Genomic DNA, 15,363 nt, shown 5'->3' with positions numbered 1-15,363 from the left:
ATTGGCCGCCTGACCCATGCCGCAGGCAAGCGCCCGGGCCAAGGCCGGAGCGCTTTGCCGCAGGGAGCCGAACCATGCCCACCATCAACATCACCAGTGGCCCGCGCATGGCGGCGGTCTACGCGCCCGGCACGGTACGCGCCCGCCGCTGGCACGGCGAGGGCGATGTGCGCGGTTACCGTCCGCCCTCGGGCTGGATGGCCCGAGCCGATCTCACCGACATTCATCCCATCACGGGCCGTGCCTTAGCGCGGGCCGTGTGGTGGATCATTGAGACAAAGGAATAACCATCGTCAGCACCGCGCCTAGGTCGTTTCGCCCTAGGCGCGGTGAGCTTCAAAAATCCGGGCGCGGCGGTGGCCGCGCCCGGTGTCGAAGGCATTGCTGCATTGCGCAATGCCTTCGGGCACTGGCCCGTCCAGGGCCAGTGTCAGGAGGTGGCCGGGCGGCACACTCGGTAGTTGCAGGGAAGTCAAGGCTTGCCGCCAGTATGACCTGTGCATGCACGGTCTCAGCCTGCACAATTATTGAGGTTGAGTCATCGCCACGGCTTCATGTTCGGGAAGACGCTGGAGCGGCAAGAGATCCATGACATCACAAAACAGAGCGCGGTTCTGCCAGTCGTTGCGGTCGCCGATCACATAGAAGCGCCGCTTCGCCCGCGTTGCCGCCACGTTCAGCAGGTTGGGCTCCGAGACCGCCCAGTCGCGTGCGCCGGGACCGTCGGTATTTCCGCCCAACACCATGATGACAACCGGCGCTTCCTTTCCCTGCATGGTGTGGATGGTTCCGGAAACCATCGTGTCGCCGAGCAAGCGTTTGAGGTTCTCCAGGACATTCTTGAAGGGCGTGATGACCGAAATGTCGGCTGCATTCACTCCGTCCTCATGAAGCAAGGCCAGCAGCGCCCGCAGGGCTTTTCCTTCAGCCGGCACCCAGTTCCCGTCGGATGTTCCACTGGCGTGAATCCACCCCGTAGGCAGTCGGGCGGGGGTTTCCTTGTCGGCTCGCGGTGCGATGGTGCCGTACACCATCGCACCGTCGTAGGCGATGCGGTTGGCCAGTCCGTGCATCGGCTTGTCGCAGCGCCGGTGCACGGCCAACGGCAACCCCACCCACGTCTTGCTGTCGGCCGGTCCCGCCATGCGGCCCCACGCAGTAGCCTGGTCCGCCAAGGTTTGCGCGGATTGTCGGTTGGGGAGCCAATGTGCATCGACACGGTAGCGCGTGCGCATGTGTTCCAGCACTGCGTCGGACATCCCCGCCGCGCGAGCTTGGCGCCCCTCAAATACCGCCGAACCGGCGATGCCGGATCGACCCGGCCAACGCCCGCCACGATGGACGAGGCGCTGGCGAACACGCTGGCGCTTACTGCGGCAGGTTGTACGAATGCGTGCCGTCCTCAACGCTGGCGGTTCTCGCCCATCACGTCACGAAGGACGGTTCACGGACATCCCGCCCGGCATCGCCATGGAGCTTCCACGCCACGCCTCAAGACCGGCGCCGCAAGGTGCGGCCGGGGCGTTCTCGCTTGTCGTCGGGTGGTTGACCCGGCCCGCGTCAGTGGGCGAGCCGGTGCAGCCTTCGTGCGGGGATGCCGAGTCGGCCCTGTCTCTTTTCGGTGCGGTTCGGCCCAAGGCGTCCTTGTGTTGTTGTGAATCCTGGCGGGGCGCGGCTGCGCCTCGGGCTTCATGGCTGCAACCGTCCAGCGAAAACAATTTCCCCGCCGCTGCGCGGCTTCCTCGCGCAGCAAATTCTTTTCGCCTCCCGGCTCTCCACTGCGTTTCGACCGCAAGCGGTGCAGCCCGCCCGTCCCCCGCCGGCCGGATCACAACAAGGACGCGATGGGCGCGAACCTTGTTCCACCAAAAGGAGTTTCATCATGGCCAACATCGGCAGCTTCACCGCAGACAAAGACGGCTACACCGGCACGCTTCGCACCCTGACGCTCAACGTCAAGGTCAAGCTGGTGCCCAACGACAAGGGGGACAACGAGAAGGCCCCGGACTTTCGCCTGCAGGCCGCCAGCCACGATATCGGCGCGGCGTGGAAGAAGACCAGCGAGGCCGGGCGGGAGTACATCTCCGTGACCCTTGACGATCCTTCGTTCCCGGCCACGGTCTATGCCCGCCTGATCGAAGGCGAGGACGGCACGCACGACCTGATCTGGTCGCGCAGCAAGCCCCAGGCGGCGTGACCGCCACAGCGCCCCGCCCACGTGGCGGGGCGCTGTGCTGCCTTCGCGGCACTTCAAGGAGGCAACACCATCGCCAAGGCTGCGCCGTGTCGAGCGGCTTTCGCATGTGTTGAGTTGCCCGCCGCAAGCGGTGGCCGGGCGTGTCGGTGCGTTGCACCGCCGGGCTTTACGGGCTGCGCCCCGTGCCGACTTCGCCGTCACGGCCATCCGGCTGCAATCCCTCACGCCTTCGCGCCTGCGGCGCTGCGCGCTTCGCTTGCCTCCTGGGGAAAGCCCTGTGGCCTATCCCCGCCGCGCGATGCTTGGCGCCCCTGCAGTCCCCGAACCGGCTGAGCCGGATCGGCCACGCCAGCAACGTCGCACGCTATGGCGTGTCACTCTTCTTCGCCACAGTCTCCAACTCCTGGCGCACCTGCACCAGAAGCTGATCAACCTGCTGCAGGTCGTCGCCGGCATAGGCCAGCGTCAGCAGCGTGAGCGGGTGCACCTCCATGACCTCGCACAGCTCGGCCAGCTTGTTCAGGGTGGGGCTTTTGAGGTCGCGCTCCAGCGTGCTCATGTAGGTGCGGCTGGACACGTCGGAGAACGCCTCCTGGCTCAATCCACGCGCTTTCCTGATGGTCTTTAGTGCCTCCGACAATGTATGTTTCGCTGCCAACCCTGGATCTCCCCAAAATCCAAGATGACAGCCGATTGCGCCCTATAGGGCTACAATCTATAGTGTTCAACTATGCCTGCCTGCCGCTTTTGTGCTTTTACGGAAATCCGTATCTGCGGCTTCTCACAGAAGCGCAAAGCCGCATCCGTGCCTTTCCACAAACCCGCCAATGCGGTTTTGCGCTTTCACGCTTCGGCGGTTTTGTGCGAATGAGGGGACGCCCATGAACCAGCTCATCACCGAGGACGAGCGCAGGCTGTTGCTGGAACACGGCCAAGCCCGCGCCGCTGGCCGGGTCATCGACCCGCTGCCCGTGGTGCGGCTGTTCACGCCGGATGCACACGCCACCTGGCTGTTGGTGTCGCTCGACCCGCCGACGGCGATACGGCCCATGGCCTGATCGACTTGGGGATCGGCATGCCCGAGCTAGGCGAGATCAAGCTGTCCGACCTCGCATCCATCGTCGGGCCGAGCAAACAGCCCGTGATGCGGGACCGGTATTTCCGGGCGGTGCGCCCGTTGTCGGAGTACCTGCGGCTGGCCCAGGAGAACGGCTCCATCCTCGATTGAGCCGTTCGCGCCCAGGCCAAGCCGGGCGCATTGAGACTATTTCGGTCTTGCTCCAGACCCGTCCGGTCTTAGTCCGCACTATCGCACCAAATCGGTGCCATCGTGGCGCAATCGGTCATGATGCCGGCCGTGGCATCGGGCACGGTGGATATCGCAGGAGGCGCGTATGTCCTCGCGCGCCACCGTCGCATTCAGACGATCCATGCAACCCATCCGATGCATTTCGTCTTGACACGCAAGTTACCAATCTACCAGCTTATTCACGATTGGATGCAAGTTTGATGCGGTGACGTTTGCGTGTGAAACCGGTGACGGCCGTCCTGCTCTACGGGAGCTTGCGTCATGGCCGAGCCGCACCACTTCGCGCACTGGTATCCGACCGCCGCCTACCTCTACGTCCTGTGCCTGGACACGCTCGCACTGGCCTGGGAGTACCTGCGTCGCCATCCCGACTACCGGCTCGACTGGCTGCGCCGTCATCGCCAAGCACAAGCAATGCATGAGGCTGCGCATCGCTGGGGCCTGCGTCTGCTGGAAGACCCGGCCTTGGACGCGCGTGACGCGCATCCGGCCTGGCTCCCCGGCCATGAGGCCGTGGTGCAGCTTCACCCCGATGCCGATCCGCCACCGGATGCCGAGCCGTTCGCGTTTTGGCGCATTCCCGGCCACAAGCAACTGCTCCACGACGGCAAGGGCCTGGCGCTGATCGCGCGCAGCCCCGGCCTTTGCCAGCGCTATGCGCTGGCGCCTGGCCTTGAGGACGGCATGGCCGTGGCCCATGCCTACCGTGGCCGTGGGGCCACCCACGTGCCTGACACGCCAGCGCCGATGGCTCGCCCCCGACCGCCCCCTGCGGCGCTGCTGGAGCTGCACACCCTGCAGGCGCTCGACGCCACCCTGGCGGGCGCGTCCTTGCGCGACGTGGCCGAGGGCTTGTTCGGTGCGGACGCCGCGGCCGGCTGGTACAGCGACGGCGGCCTGCGCTCCAAGGTGCGCCGCCTGGTGCGGCGCGGCGATGCGCTGATGCGCGGCGGCTATCGCCGCCTAGCACAGCTTGCGCCGCTTGAGAAGGGTCGTTTTGAAGAGGACGCAAAACGACCCTGAGCAGGAGCGCTTCGTTTTCTGAGACTGCCTCCATCCGGTTGCGCTGTGTGGCCGGAGCCCTGCAACCGATGGAGGTTCTCACCATGCGTCCTGCTCCCTTGCGGCCTGCCGCCGCACCCGCAGCTACCCCGGCCGCTGCTGCACAGCCGCAGCGTTATCTCACCAACGACGAGGCTGCCGACTACCTGCGGCTGTCGCCGCGCACGCTGGAAAAGCAGCGCGTGCTGGGTGGCGGCCCCAAGTTCCGCAAGTTCGGCCGCCGCGTCATGTACGCCGTGGCCGACCTCGATGCCTGGGCCGCCGAGCGCAGCTTCGAGAGCACGTCCGATCCCGAATACGCCGAGCAGCACTCGGCGGACAGCCGTGCGCGCTGATCACTGGCGCGCGGGTGGCCTTCGCCATGTTCAGCCCATCCGGGGCAGTCAGGCAGGAGCGCGAACAGCTCGATCTGTTTCGCGCCTTGCCGGGCGACATGGCGCCGCGCGACAGCCAGGACTTGATGGCCTTTCCGTTCTTCTCGCTGGCGAAGTCGCGGCGCACGACGCCGATCGACTTTCAGGCCGGCGGCATCACGATCCGCGTGGAAGGCACGCAGGAACACGGCATCGCCACGATCTGGGATGCCGACGTGCTGATCTGGGCGGCCTCGCAGATCGTGGAGGCGCGCGACGCGGGCTTGCGCCCGTCGCGGCTGATGCAGGCCACGCCCTACGAGATCCTGCGCTTCATCGGGCGCGGTACATCGCTGCGCGACTACCAGCGCCTCAAGGCCGCGCTGGATCGCCTGCAATCCACGACGGTGGCCACGTCCATCCGGGAGACCACGGGAAGGCGGCTGCACCGCTTCTCGTGGATCAACGAGTGGAAGGAGCTGGCCGATGCCAGGGGAACGCCCTTGGGACTGGAGCTGATCCTGCCGGACTGGTTCTATGCGGGCGTGCTCGATGCCGCCCTGGTGCTGACCATCGACCCGGCGTACTTCCGGCTGACGGGCGGGATCGAGCGCTGGCTGTACCGCCTGGTGCGCAAGCACGGTGGGCGGCAGCCGGGCGGGTGGCAGTTCGACTTCCAGCACCTGTACCGCAAGTCGGGCAGCACGGCCAAGCCCTACGACTTTGCCTGCGACCTGCGTGCGCTGGTCGCGCGGCAGTCACTGCCGGGCTACGTCCTGGGCATCGAACGGCTGGATGGCGCCGAGCTGCTGACCTTCCGGCCAGGGCGTCCCGTGCCGTCCACGGCACGGGGATAAACGGTGCGCGTCCTGTGGACGGGCTCGTGCTATCAGGCGTGCCAGGTATCGTGCTATCGGGCGTGGGACTATCGTGCTATCAGGCGTGTCCATCGGCCGCAAAGCCAATGCTGGCGCGGGTTTCGGTCTCCCTTAACTTCCCTAACTTAAATACTCTAACTGGTAGTAGCAGCGCCGCGTCTCGGTGGACAACCGCCACAGGACGCGAAGCGCAGCGGCAACAGCCGGGCTTTCCAACGCGGAGGGCCAGGCCATGATCGTCGCGCTGCTCAACCAGAAAGGCGGCGTGGGCAAGACCACGCTCGCAACGCACATCGCCGGCGAGCTGGCGATGCGCGGCCAGCACGTCGTCCTGCTGGATGCCGATCCGCAGGGCTCCGCGCTGGACTGGACGCAGCGCCGCAGCCAGCAAGGCTTGCCAAGGCTGTTCAGCGCTGTGGGCCTTGCTCGCGAAACCCTGCACCAGGAAGCGCCAGAACTCGCCAGGCGGGCCGATCACGTCGTCATCGACGGGCCACCACGCATCGCGGCGCTGGCGCGCTCCGCGCTGCTGGCGGCCGAGCGGGTGCTGATTCCCGTGCAGCCCAGTCCCTACGACCTGTGGGCCAGTGCCGAGATGGTGGCGCTGATCCGCGAGGCGCAGGTGTTTCGGCCTGCGCTGCGCGCGGCGTTTGTCATCAACCGGCGCGTCAGCACCACGGTGATCGGACGCGAAGCACGCGGAGCGCTGGCCGAGCAGCCGCTGCCCGCGCTGCGCGCGGAAGTGCATCAACGCATCGTGTTCGCCGACAGCGTGGCCGCTGGCCGACTGGCGCGCGAGACGGCGCCCGACAGCGCCGCCGCCAGCGAAATCACCGCGCTGGTGGACGAACTGCTGCGGTGGCCGTCATGAGCAGTCCCGCCAGCAAACGCACGGGCAAGCGCGTGGGCATCGGCGCGCGCCCGCCCGCGAATCCGCACGCCGAGGCGTGGATTCGCCAGGGCAGCGCCGATGACCTCCAGAAAGGCGACCTCTACACGGCCCGCCTGACCCTCGACATCACGCCCGCCATGCGGGCGCGCATCAAGGTATCGGCCTTCACGCAAGGCGTGACGGTGGCTGATCTGTTGCGCGCGCTGCTGAAGCGGGAATTCCCGGAGAAGTCTCCATGATCACACCCGTTTCGACAGCATTGCCGACGTCATCTGCCCCGCCAGTCGGCCGAGCCGATGGCGTGCCGCTGACGCGCGTTGCGCTCGCCTACATCGACCAACGCTTCGACCTCTATCTGCGCTTCGGCGATCCCTCGCGCATCATCCGATTCGACCGCTGGCGTCGCTGCGCGGTGTTCACGCCGAACGCGGTTCTCTGCCGCATCCGCTGGCAGGCCAACGACTACGGCACGATCCGCTGGCAGCTCATGGTGATGCAGGCGTGCATGCCGATGGATGGCGCGCAGCGCATCCCCGGCGTGCAGCCGGGCGCGCGCCTGTTGCTGCACGCCGAGGGTGAGCAATCGGTGCGTGCCGTGCTGGAACGCATCGACGGCATCGAAGCGCTGGGCATCACGCCTGCTACCGCCTCGCCCGCGTACTGGCGCACGCTGGGCAACCGGCTCGCGGCGCGCTTGCCGCTGCCCGAATACAGCGCCGAGCGGCACGCCGCCTGGCTGGCTGTGAGGGCGCTGTCATGAGCACGATTTCTGTTCCCACTGCTGTCACGCATCCACGCTCGCGCCTGCGCGCTCGCCTCATGCTGGCGGGCCTGTCCACCTGCGGCCTCGCTGCGCTTGCCTGGGCGTCCTTCGTGCATCCGCTGCCGCGCCTGACCTACAACCCATCCGACAGCGTGGCGGTCGGATGGTATCGCGTCGATCCGCTCGACCATCGCACCAGCTCGCCGCCACGTCCGTTGTCCGTGGGTAGCATCGTGTTGGTGCCGCTGCCCGCCGAGGCCGCCGCGCTGGCTGCGCAGCGCGGCTACCTACCGACGCGCATCCCGTTGCTCAAGCGCGTGGGCGCGATGGCGCCGCAAGAGGTGTGTATCGCTGACGGCAAAGTCCGCATCGACGGCGTGCCTTCAGCCGCCGTGTTGCCTGCCGATCGCTGGGGCCGGCCGCTGCCATCCTGGCAGCAGTGCCGTCGCCTTCAGCCTGGCGAGCTGTTCCTGCTCAGCGCGACCAATCCGGCGTCTTTCGACAGCCGGTATTTCGGGCCGGTCAGCGCAGCCGCCGTGGTTGGCGTTGCGCGCCCGGTTTGGCTGGAGTCGCGCCCATGATGGCCGCTGATTCGCTGTGCATCATCGTGCTATCGGGCGTGTCGTTCCGGCGGCGTTCCGTGTGTCGTCGCACATGCAGTGCGAGCGCATCCGCGCCGCACTTCACGCTGCCTCCGGCGCAGCCGTCCCACGTGCAGGCGTCTTGTCTCGAACACGGATGGCCTGCGGCCATCGCCGTGTTCGCCGGTGCGCTGGCTGCCGGTGCAGCCTTGCCGCCGGGCCGCAGTTGCCTGGAGCGGATGCGGGAGGCAAATGCGGAAGGCAAGACAAAAGGGGGCGGCACCTGTCGGCCCGCAAAGCCAGTCTGCACGTGGGGGTGGCGCGGCACGCAGCGGCTTCGCCGCCGTGCTGCTTGTGGCGCGTGGCCCGCGTCGATATGGGCTTGTTCGCGTGCTTCGCACGACGGACTACGCCCCAGCTTTCAGGGAGAGAAGTCATGATCAACCGCCGCGACGACGATTTCCACATCCGCCCCAGCGCGCCAAAAAACCGCGGCCAGGGCTTCGTTTCCAAGGTGCTCCAGCAGGCCGGCAAGGCCAGTGGCGGCAAGTCCTCGGTGCGCCGTCCGGCATCGGCCGTCGGCGGCAAGGCCACCGGCCAGCGGCCCGGCTCACGCCTGGGGCGCGGCCATACGGCGGCGCGGTTTGCGGGCGCGAAGCTGACACCCATGTCGCGGCGCGTGACCATCAAGACCCTACTGGTGAACCAGCAGCGGGCCAGCCCGCAATCGCTCGCCAAGCACCTACGCTACATCGAGCGCGACGGCGTGGGCCGCGACGGCGAGCCAGGCCAAGCCTACGGGCCGCAGACCGATACCGCCGACCTCGACGCCTTCAAGGAACGCTGCGCCGACGACCGGCATCACTTCCGCTTCATCGTCTCGCCGAGGACGGCGCGGAGCTGGAAGACCTGCGCACCTATACACGGCATCTGATGAACCGCATGGAAGCTGACCTGGGCACACGGCTGGAATGGGTGGCCGTTGATCACTGGAACACCGACAACCCCCACGCCCACCTGATCGTGCGCGGGCGCGACGATACCAGCAAAGACCTCATCATCGCGGGTGACTACATCGCCGATGGCTTTCGGCATCGCGCATCCGAGCTGGCGACCGAATGGCTGGGGCCGCGCACCGAACTGGAGATCCAGCAGACCTTGCAACGCGAGGTGGAGCAGGAGCGGTGGACGAGCCTGGATCGCACGCTGAAACGCGAGGCCGGCGAAGACGGCCGGGTGCAGATCGAACGCTTCAACGAACCGAAGCTGCAACGCCAACGCCTGCTGCTGATCGGCCGCCTGCAACGCTTGCAGCGCCTGGGGCTGGCCGACGAGACGCAGCCGGGCACCTGGGCCGTCCATGCCGATGCCGAGAAGACCCTGCGCGCCCTGGGCGAGCGTGGCGACATCATCCGCACCATGCAGCGTGCCATGCGCGGCGAGCCGCGCGAACTGGCGGTGTTCGAGCCGGGCGACGATGGCCGAACCATTCTCGGCCGCGTAGCCGCGAAGGGGCTGGCCGACGAGCTGCGCGACCGTGGCTATCTGGTCATCGACGGGGTGGACGGCAAGGCCCACTACGTCGCGCTCAACACCCGCGACGAGCTGGCGAACTATCCCACCGGCGCCGTGGTGGAGGTGAAGGGATCGGCCGACGTGCGCGCGGCCGACAAGAACATCGCCGTGCTGGCGAGCGATGGTCTGTACCGCACCGACCACCACCTTGCTATCGCGCAGGGCCAGGCCGTGCCGGGCCGCGATCCGCAGGAAGTCGTCGCGGCCCACGTCCGGCGCTTGGAAGCCCTGCGCCGGGCAGGCATCGTGGAGCGCGTGGCCGAAGGGCTATGGAAGGTGCCGGGCGACCTGCCCGATCAGGGCCGTCGCTACGACGCGCAGCGCCTGGGCGGCGTGGCCGTGGAGCTGAAATCGCACCTGCCCATCGAGCGGCAGGCCCGCGTGATCGGGGCCACCTGGCTTGACCAGCAGTTGATCGGCGGCGGCTCTGGCCTGGGCGACCTGGGCTTTGGCGGTGAGGCCAAGCAGGCAATGCAACAGCGCACCGACTTCCTGGCCGAACAGGGGCTGGCCGAGCGGCGCGGCCAACGCGTCATCCTGGCGCGCAATCTGCTGGCAACGCTGCGCAGCCGGGATGTAGCGCATGCCGCGAAGGACTTGGCCGCCGAAACTGGCCTGGAGCATCGGCCCGTGGCCGATGGCCAGCGCGTGGCGGGCATCTACCGCCGCAGCGTCATGCTGGCCAGCGGGCGCTACGCCATGCTCGATGACGGCATGGGGTTCAGCCTGGTGCCATGGAGGCCTGTCATCGAACAACGACTCGGTATGCCGATTTCTGCGCAGGTACATGACGGCCGCGTATCCTGGCAAATCCGACGGCAACAGGGCTTATCTGTTATCTGAAGCCAGCAGCATATCGAGCACCCACTGCAAGGATGCGTCTACAAGCGTTCTCGATGTTGACGACCGGAATGCGCCTGATGCCCATGCCGCGCAACGCCACCTTTCCGGGGATCAGCACCTGGTCGGCCATGACACCAGCAGCGGCGTTGCGCATGTGGGGCGCCTGCAGTTGGGACGGGGTGATGCCTGCATCGGCAATGGCTTCGCCAATCGCCTCGGCGGTGAGCGATTTGAGACCGCAGTCAATGTGCTTGCCGGAACGGGTCATGCCCGTGCCAGCGACGAAGACGGGCTGCATGGAAAGCATCTAAGACTGGGCGGATGAGGAATTTGCACGCCTGCGCCGGAGGCTGGTGATCCAGCCGCTCAAGCCATTGGGGCCAGGAAGACCACCGCGAGCAGTGCGAAGCCGAAGATCATCCACGGCGCGGATTGCGACACGCTCTCGGCCAAGTTGGGCGTGAGCACGATGAAGGCAGCCCCCAGGAAGGCGCCCCACAGGCTGCGCACCCCGCCCACGAAGCTGCCCACCAGCAGGGACACCGAGAGCAGGAAGGGAAAGTTCTCGGGCGCGACGAACTGGCCCGCCACCACGCTCAGGGCACCGGCCAGGCCGGTGAACGCCGCGCTGAGGCCGAACATCTGCGTGCGCAGGGCGGTGATGTCGAGCCCGCCCGCCGCCGCCGCGAGCGGCTGGTCGCGCGAGGCGTCCACCAGGCGGCCGAACTGCGAGCCGAGAATCCGCCGCGCCAGCAGGAAGGCGCAGAGCGCGCAGGCCGCAACGCAGGCCATGATGGCCCAGTCCGCCCGGTCGGCCAGCACTCCTGGGAACACAGGTTTTTCCAGGACGATCCCCGCCACGCCGCCGGTCAGCCACTCGATCTTTTTCCACTTGAGCGCCTGCGGTGTCACCACCGCCACCGCGAAGGTGGACAGCGCCAGATAAAGCATGGGCAGCCGCAGCGCCGGGAAGCCGAAGAGGAAACCCGCCACGAAGCACAACAGCGCCGCCACCGGCACGCCCACGTAGAATGGCCAGCCCAGGTGATGCGAGAGCACCGCCGCAGTATAGGCACCGATGGCGAAGAAGGCGCTGTGGCCGAGCGAGATCTGGCCCGTGTAGCCGGTGAGCAGGTTCAGGCCCATGATGGCGATGCCATAGATCAGCACCTGCGTCATCACGTACAACGGATAACTTTGCCAACTAAAGGACCAGGCCAGCAGCGCGAGCCCGACCACCGAGGCCGTCCAGCGCAACCAGGTGGGCGATGCCGCCGGGCGGATGTTGAGTGGGGCGTTCATGGTACTCATGCTCACACCCTCACCTGGGCCGTCTTGCCGAAGATACCGGCGGGCCGCAAGACCAGCATCGCGATGATCAACAGCATGATGCAGGTCAGTTTCAGGTCGTTGCCGACCACGTAGGCGCCCAGCAGGTTCTCCAGTACCCCGACGGCGAAGCCCCCGGCCACGGCGCCCACAGGGCTGGCGATGCCGCCCAGCAGCGCGCCCGCCAGTGCGTAGATCAGCGGCCCCATCATCATCGACGGCTCCAGGAACACGATGGGCGCGGCCATCAGCCCCGCCACGGCACCGGCCACCGCTGCAAGACCCCAGCCCACGGCCAGCACCTTGTTGGTGCTGATGCCCGACAGTTCCGCCGACGGCGCGTTCACCGCCACCGCACGCATCGCCAGGCCGAACCGGGTGAAGCGGAAGAACGCGAATACCGCCGCCAGTTCGGCCAGGGTGACGAGCAGAACGCCGACCTCGTGGGCCGACAGATAGGGTTCGGCACGGCTGAGGACGCCACCGAACGGCGTGGCGAACTCCAGCATCTCATGCCCGAACAGCCAGCCGACCAGGCTGTTCAAGATGATGAGCAGCGCGATGCTGGCCGCCACGACCGAGAGCACCGGCTTGTGCCGCAGGGGCTGGAAGATGACCCGTTCCAGCGCCAGCCCGAGCAGGAAGGAACCCACGACCACGACGGCGAAGGCCACCCACCATGATGCGCCCGCCTGAACCAACGCCCAGCTCATATAGGTGGAGAACATCGCCAGTTCGCCCTGCGCGAAGTTGACGGACGAAGTGCAGCGATAGATGAGCACAAGCGCGATGGCGAGGCTGGCATAGATGCCGCCCGCCGCCAGGCCCGAAGCTATCTGGTGAAGGAATGCTTGCATGGTGATGAACCTTTTTTGATCAGTGGCCGAGGTAGCTGCGGCGCACGGCGTCGTCTTCGCGCAGCTCGGCTGCGGTGCCCTGGGCAGTGACGCGCCCGCTTTCGAGCACATAGGCCCGGTTGACTAGGTTCAGCGCGACCTGGGCGTTCTGCTCCACGATGAGCGCCGTGAGGTGCTCGGTTTCGCGCAACTGGTGCAGGAGTTCGTAGATCTCCTGCGTCACGCGCGGCGCGATGCCGAACGAAGGCTCGTCCAGCAGCAGCATCTTGGGGCGCGTCATCAGCGCGCGCGCGATGGCCAGCATCTGCTGCTCGCCGCCGCTGAGCGTGCCCGCCGCCTGCTTCGCGCGGCTGGACAGCTTGGGAAACAGCGTCTGCATCCGGGCGATGTCCTGCTCGATGCCGTCCTTGTCGCGGCGGTGGATGGCGCCCACGCGCAGGTTTTCCAGCACCGTCAGGTCGCCAAAGGTGCCGCGCCCTTCGGGCACGTGGGCGATGCCCAGCGAGGCGATGGCGGGCGCGGCCATGTCGATGATGTCCTGGCCCTCGAAGCGCAGCGTGCCCTTGGCAGTCACCTGCTGGTGGCTGATGGCGCGCAGGATGGAGGTCTTTCCCGCGCCGTTGGCGCCGAGCAGCGCCACCATCTCGCCGGCCTGCACGTGCAGGTCGATGCCATGCACCACCGCCGTTCGGCCGTAGGCCACCGCGAGGTTGCGGATTTCAAGCCGTTGGGTCACAGCACACCTCCCAGATAGGCATCGAGCACGGCGTCGTTGTTGGCCACTTCCTCGGGCGAGCCCTGGGCGAGCTTGCGGCCAAAGCTCAGTACCGCGAGGTCGGAGCAGGTCTTCATCACGAAGCGCATGTTGTGCTCCACGATCACCATGGTCAGCTTCAATTCCTCGTGCAGGCGCAGCAGCACGTCGCGCAGTTCATCGACCTCGCCAGCGGTGAGGCCAGCGGCGGGTTCGTCAAGCAGCAGCAGCTTGGGCCGCGTCACCAGCGCCCGCGCGATTTCCACGCGGTGCTGGATGCCCACCGGCAGTTCCGCCACGCCCCGGTCGGCATAGTCGGACAGCCGCAGCGTGGCCAGGGCCGCGTCAGCCGAGTGCGCGATTTCTTCCTCGGCGGCACGGACGGCGCGCGAGCGCAGCGCGGCACCCAGCATCGACACCGGCAGCCGCGCGTGCGCACCCACCATCACGTTTTCGCGCACCGTGAGCGAGGGGTAGAGCGCCACGTTCTGGAAGGTGCGGCTCAGACCCAGCCGTGCCACGCCGTGGCGCGGCAGGCGCGTCAACTCGGCCTGGCCGAAGCGCACGCTGCCGTGGGTGGGCCGGTACAGGCCGCTGATGCAGTTGAAGCAGGTCGTCTTGCCAGCGCCGTTCGGCCCGATCAGGCCGAAGATGCAGCCCTCGGGCACGTCCATCGAGAAGGCGTCCAGCGCGACGACACCGCCGAAGCGGATCGTCAGGTCGCGTACGGAAAGAATGGGTTCCATCGCTGCGCTCGCCCCGTCAGGACGGCATCACCTTCCAGCTCGTGCCGTCGAACTGCTGGATGCGCATGTCCGGTATCGGGTGAGGGCGGGCGTCGCTGGTCTTGACACGCAGGCCCGGCAGCATCATGGGCAAATCCATGTCCAGGCGGCGCGACTGCCGCATGATGTTCTCGCGCGAGAGGTCGTTGCCGCACTGCTTGAGCAACTGCACTGTCACTTGCCCAAGGCAGGCACCGAGCACGGTGAGGTACTCCTTGGCCGCGCCTTTGTTGTATTTGTCCATGAAGGCATGCCAGGCCAGGACACCAGGGTCGTCCTTCCAGGTCGGATCGCTCGGATCCTTGAGGAACGCGGCGCTCATGATGCCCTTGACCTTGTCCAGCCCCACCGGAGTCAGCACCGCGGGCACCGAAGATGCGCTCGGGTTGATGTAGATGGCCGGGCGCCAGCCGATGTCGTGGGTCTTGCGCAGCGACTGGAGGGTGGCTTTGGGCGAACCCCACGCCACCAGCACGTCCGCGCCCGAGGCATGCATGGAGACGATCTGCGAGTCCACCGTCGGATCCGACACTTCATGCGACTCTTCGCTGATGAGCTTCTTCCCGGCGGCAGCCAGAACCTCCTTCACGCCACGCAGCACATCCTTGCCGGCGTCGTCGTTCTGGTAGAACATGGCGATCTTCGCGTTGGGCCGCGTCTGCAGGATGTGCCTGGCCAGGATGCGCCCTTCGTCGGTGTACAGGGGCAGCCAGCCCATGCTCCAGGGGAACTTAGCCGCATCATCCAGCCACGTGGCAGAGCCGGACGAAACGAAGAGTTGCGGTACTTTGGCGTTGTTGAGATAGCTGCGCGACGCCAGCCCAGTGGACGAGCCTATCTGCGCCGCGAGAAAAGCCACCTGATCGCGCTCCACCAGGCGGCGCGATTGCTCCAGGGTTTTCGGCGGGCTGTAGCCATCGTCGGCCAGCACCAGCTTGAGCTGGCGCCCATTCACGCCGCCCTCGGCGTTGACCAGGTCAAACCATGCAGACATGGTCTTGCCGACGACGCCATAGCCTGCGGCCGGGCCGCTGAGCGGCCCGGTCGAGCCGATCTTGATCTCGCGATCCGTCACGCCCGGGGTGCCTGCGCCCTGCGCGCGGACCAGGCCAGAAACGCCGGTCAGCATGGCGCCGGAAAGCATGGTGATGAATTGTCTTTTTTGCATGATGTCTCCTGTGGTGG

At 67.0% G+C, this 15,363-nt stretch carries 19 protein-coding genes and 2 pseudogenes; 13 read left to right on the top strand and 8 right to left on the bottom strand.

What is annotated here, in order from left to right; translation table 11 throughout:
- Positions 1-74 precede the first annotated feature (74 nt).
- Together H9K75_RS06130 and H9K75_RS24660 are read left to right on the top strand one after the other, a co-directional pair.
- Positions 75-287 carry a hypothetical protein gene (locus H9K75_RS06130; protein WP_016452554.1) on the top strand — a complete coding sequence of 71 codons (213 nt, stop codon included), beginning with the start codon at positions 75-77 and terminating at the stop codon, positions 285-287.
- A gap of 42 nt (positions 288-329) precedes the next feature.
- Positions 330-461, top strand: coding sequence for a hypothetical protein (locus tag H9K75_RS24660; RefSeq protein ID WP_264293978.1), 132 nt, complete (start codon positions 330-332; stop codon positions 459-461).
- A 63-nt stretch (positions 462-524) separates the two neighbouring features.
- Here H9K75_RS24660 and H9K75_RS06125 read toward each other — a convergent pair whose 3' ends face one another.
- Entirely contained in the window at positions 525-1,259 is a 735-nt protein-coding gene (locus H9K75_RS06125; RefSeq protein WP_016452553.1) for a DEAD/DEAH box helicase, read from the bottom strand.
- Between the two features lie 623 nt (positions 1,260-1,882).
- Here H9K75_RS06125 and H9K75_RS06120 point away from each other — a divergent pair.
- On the top strand, positions 1,883-2,197 hold the full coding sequence (locus tag H9K75_RS06120; protein ID WP_016452552.1) for a DUF736 domain-containing protein: 315 nt from the start codon (positions 1,883-1,885) through the stop codon (positions 2,195-2,197).
- Between the two features lie 364 nt (positions 2,198-2,561).
- On the opposite strand, the gene H9K75_RS06115 is transcribed toward H9K75_RS06120, so the two are convergent.
- Positions 2,562-2,855 (bottom strand): helix-turn-helix domain-containing protein, encoded by a 294-nt coding sequence (locus tag H9K75_RS06115; RefSeq protein WP_016452551.1) that lies wholly within the window; start codon positions 2,853-2,855, stop codon positions 2,562-2,564.
- A 223-nt stretch (positions 2,856-3,078) separates the two neighbouring features.
- On the opposite strand from H9K75_RS06115, the pseudogene H9K75_RS06110 reads away from it, so the two are divergent.
- The 10 genes and pseudogenes from H9K75_RS06110 to H9K75_RS06065 all read left to right on the top strand — a co-directional run bounded on the left by H9K75_RS06110 (position 3,079) and on the right by H9K75_RS06065 (position 10,453).
- Positions 3,079-3,425: pseudogene (locus tag H9K75_RS06110) on the top strand (DUF2958 domain-containing protein).
- 102 nt (positions 3,426-3,527) lie between these two features.
- On the top strand, positions 3,528-3,707 hold the full coding sequence (locus H9K75_RS06105; protein WP_187725112.1) for a hypothetical protein: 180 nt from the start codon (positions 3,528-3,530) through the stop codon (positions 3,705-3,707).
- Positions 3,708-3,767: 60 nt separating this feature from the next.
- Positions 3,768-4,529 carry a DUF2285 domain-containing protein gene (locus H9K75_RS06100; RefSeq protein WP_016452549.1) on the top strand — a complete coding sequence of 254 codons (762 nt, stop codon included), beginning with the start codon at positions 3,768-3,770 and terminating at the stop codon, positions 4,527-4,529.
- 83 nt (positions 4,530-4,612) lie between these two features.
- A complete protein-coding gene (locus tag H9K75_RS06095; RefSeq protein WP_016452548.1) occupies positions 4,613-4,903 on the top strand; it encodes a helix-turn-helix transcriptional regulator in 291 nt (96 codons plus the stop codon).
- Between the two features lie 26 nt (positions 4,904-4,929).
- Positions 4,930-5,778 carry a replication initiator protein A gene (locus H9K75_RS06090; protein ID WP_016452547.1) on the top strand — a complete coding sequence of 283 codons (849 nt, stop codon included), beginning with the start codon at positions 4,930-4,932 and terminating at the stop codon, positions 5,776-5,778.
- Between the two features lie 253 nt (positions 5,779-6,031).
- Positions 6,032-6,670: a ParA family partition ATPase gene (parA, locus tag H9K75_RS06085; RefSeq protein WP_016452546.1), complete on the top strand. Its 639-nt coding sequence runs from the start codon at positions 6,032-6,034 to the stop codon at positions 6,668-6,670.
- Positions 6,667-6,930: a hypothetical protein gene (locus tag H9K75_RS06080; RefSeq protein ID WP_016452545.1), complete on the top strand. Its 264-nt coding sequence runs from the start codon at positions 6,667-6,669 to the stop codon at positions 6,928-6,930. Before parA ends, H9K75_RS06080 begins: the two co-directional genes overlap by 4 nt.
- Positions 6,927-7,451 (top strand): DUF2840 domain-containing protein, encoded by a 525-nt coding sequence (locus H9K75_RS06075; protein WP_016452544.1) that lies wholly within the window; start codon positions 6,927-6,929, stop codon positions 7,449-7,451. The genes H9K75_RS06080 and H9K75_RS06075 overlap by 4 nt, the downstream gene beginning before the upstream one ends.
- On the top strand, positions 7,448-8,035 hold the full coding sequence (locus H9K75_RS06070; protein ID WP_016452543.1) for a S26 family signal peptidase: 588 nt from the start codon (positions 7,448-7,450) through the stop codon (positions 8,033-8,035). The genes H9K75_RS06075 and H9K75_RS06070 overlap by 4 nt, the downstream gene beginning before the upstream one ends.
- Positions 8,036-8,471: 436 nt before the next feature.
- Positions 8,472-10,453 (top strand): annotated as a pseudogene (locus H9K75_RS06065) (relaxase/mobilization nuclease domain-containing protein).
- On the opposite strand, the gene H9K75_RS06060 reads toward H9K75_RS06065, so the two are convergent.
- The 6 genes from H9K75_RS06060 to H9K75_RS06035 form a co-directional block, all read right to left on the bottom strand.
- Complete coding sequence (locus H9K75_RS06060) at positions 10,446-10,721, bottom strand: hypothetical protein (protein ID WP_226858567.1); 276 nt, start codon at positions 10,719-10,721, stop codon at positions 10,446-10,448. The pseudogene H9K75_RS06065 and the gene H9K75_RS06060 overlap by 8 nt on opposite strands.
- 98 nt (positions 10,722-10,819) lie before the next feature.
- Complete coding sequence (locus H9K75_RS06055; RefSeq protein WP_226858566.1) at positions 10,820-11,755, bottom strand: branched-chain amino acid ABC transporter permease; 936 nt, start codon at positions 11,753-11,755, stop codon at positions 10,820-10,822.
- Between the two features lie 11 nt (positions 11,756-11,766).
- Positions 11,767-12,639 carry a branched-chain amino acid ABC transporter permease gene (locus H9K75_RS06050; protein ID WP_016452539.1) on the bottom strand — a complete coding sequence of 291 codons (873 nt, stop codon included), beginning with the start codon at positions 12,637-12,639 and terminating at the stop codon, positions 11,767-11,769.
- Between the two features lie 19 nt (positions 12,640-12,658).
- A complete protein-coding gene (locus tag H9K75_RS06045; RefSeq protein ID WP_016452538.1) occupies positions 12,659-13,375 on the bottom strand; it encodes an ABC transporter ATP-binding protein in 717 nt (238 codons plus the stop codon).
- On the bottom strand, positions 13,372-14,139 hold the full coding sequence (locus H9K75_RS06040) for an ABC transporter ATP-binding protein (RefSeq protein WP_016452537.1): 768 nt from the start codon (positions 14,137-14,139) through the stop codon (positions 13,372-13,374). Before H9K75_RS06040 ends, H9K75_RS06045 begins: the two co-directional genes overlap by 4 nt.
- A gap of 16 nt (positions 14,140-14,155) precedes the next feature.
- On the bottom strand, positions 14,156-15,346 hold the full coding sequence (locus H9K75_RS06035; RefSeq protein ID WP_016452536.1) for an ABC transporter substrate-binding protein: 1,191 nt from the start codon (positions 15,344-15,346) through the stop codon (positions 14,156-14,158).
- Positions 15,347-15,363: the final 17 nt, after the last annotated feature.

Origin of the sequence: Diaphorobacter aerolatus (genome assembly GCF_014489535.1) — a bacterium.
Lineage (GTDB): Bacteria > Pseudomonadota > Gammaproteobacteria > Burkholderiales > Burkholderiaceae_C > Diaphorobacter_A > Diaphorobacter_A aerolatus.
Note: the sequence above shows the minus strand (reverse complement) of the source record. Positions and strands in the feature narration are given on the sequence as shown.

What these genes read in the sequence shown, in the direction of transcription:
- H9K75_RS06100 (WP_016452549.1), top strand. Translation starts at nt 3,768, where the DNA reads ATGGCCGAGCCGCACCACTTCGCGCACTGGTATCCGACCGCCGCCTAC.
- H9K75_RS06095 (WP_016452548.1), top strand. Translation starts at nt 4,613, where the DNA reads ATGCGTCCTGCTCCCTTGCGGCCTGCCGCCGCACCCGCAGCTACCCCG.
- H9K75_RS06050 (WP_016452539.1), bottom strand. Translation starts at nt 12,639, where the DNA reads ATGCAAGCATTCCTTCACCAGATAGCTTCGGGCCTGGCGGCGGGCGGC.
- H9K75_RS06035 (WP_016452536.1), bottom strand. Translation starts at nt 15,346, where the DNA reads ATGCAAAAAAGACAATTCATCACCATGCTTTCCGGCGCCATGCTGACC.
- H9K75_RS06055 (WP_226858566.1), bottom strand. Translation starts at nt 11,755, where the DNA reads ATGAACGCCCCACTCAACATCCGCCCGGCGGCATCGCCCACCTGGTTG.
- H9K75_RS06130 (WP_016452554.1), top strand. Translation starts at nt 75, where the DNA reads ATGCCCACCATCAACATCACCAGTGGCCCGCGCATGGCGGCGGTCTAC.
- H9K75_RS06080 (WP_016452545.1), top strand. Translation starts at nt 6,667, where the DNA reads ATGAGCAGTCCCGCCAGCAAACGCACGGGCAAGCGCGTGGGCATCGGC.
- H9K75_RS06125 (WP_016452553.1), bottom strand. Translation starts at nt 1,259, where the DNA reads ATGTCCGACGCAGTGCTGGAACACATGCGCACGCGCTACCGTGTCGAT.
- H9K75_RS06090 (WP_016452547.1), top strand. Translation starts at nt 4,930, where the DNA reads ATGTTCAGCCCATCCGGGGCAGTCAGGCAGGAGCGCGAACAGCTCGAT.
- H9K75_RS06060 (WP_226858567.1), bottom strand. Translation starts at nt 10,721, where the DNA reads ATGACCCGTTCCGGCAAGCACATTGACTGCGGTCTCAAATCGCTCACC.
- parA (WP_016452546.1), top strand. Translation starts at nt 6,032, where the DNA reads ATGATCGTCGCGCTGCTCAACCAGAAAGGCGGCGTGGGCAAGACCACG.
- H9K75_RS06070 (WP_016452543.1), top strand. Translation starts at nt 7,448, where the DNA reads ATGAGCACGATTTCTGTTCCCACTGCTGTCACGCATCCACGCTCGCGC.
- H9K75_RS06040 (WP_016452537.1), bottom strand. Translation starts at nt 14,139, where the DNA reads ATGGAACCCATTCTTTCCGTACGCGACCTGACGATCCGCTTCGGCGGT.
- H9K75_RS06120 (WP_016452552.1), top strand. Translation starts at nt 1,883, where the DNA reads ATGGCCAACATCGGCAGCTTCACCGCAGACAAAGACGGCTACACCGGC.
- H9K75_RS06075 (WP_016452544.1), top strand. Translation starts at nt 6,927, where the DNA reads ATGATCACACCCGTTTCGACAGCATTGCCGACGTCATCTGCCCCGCCA.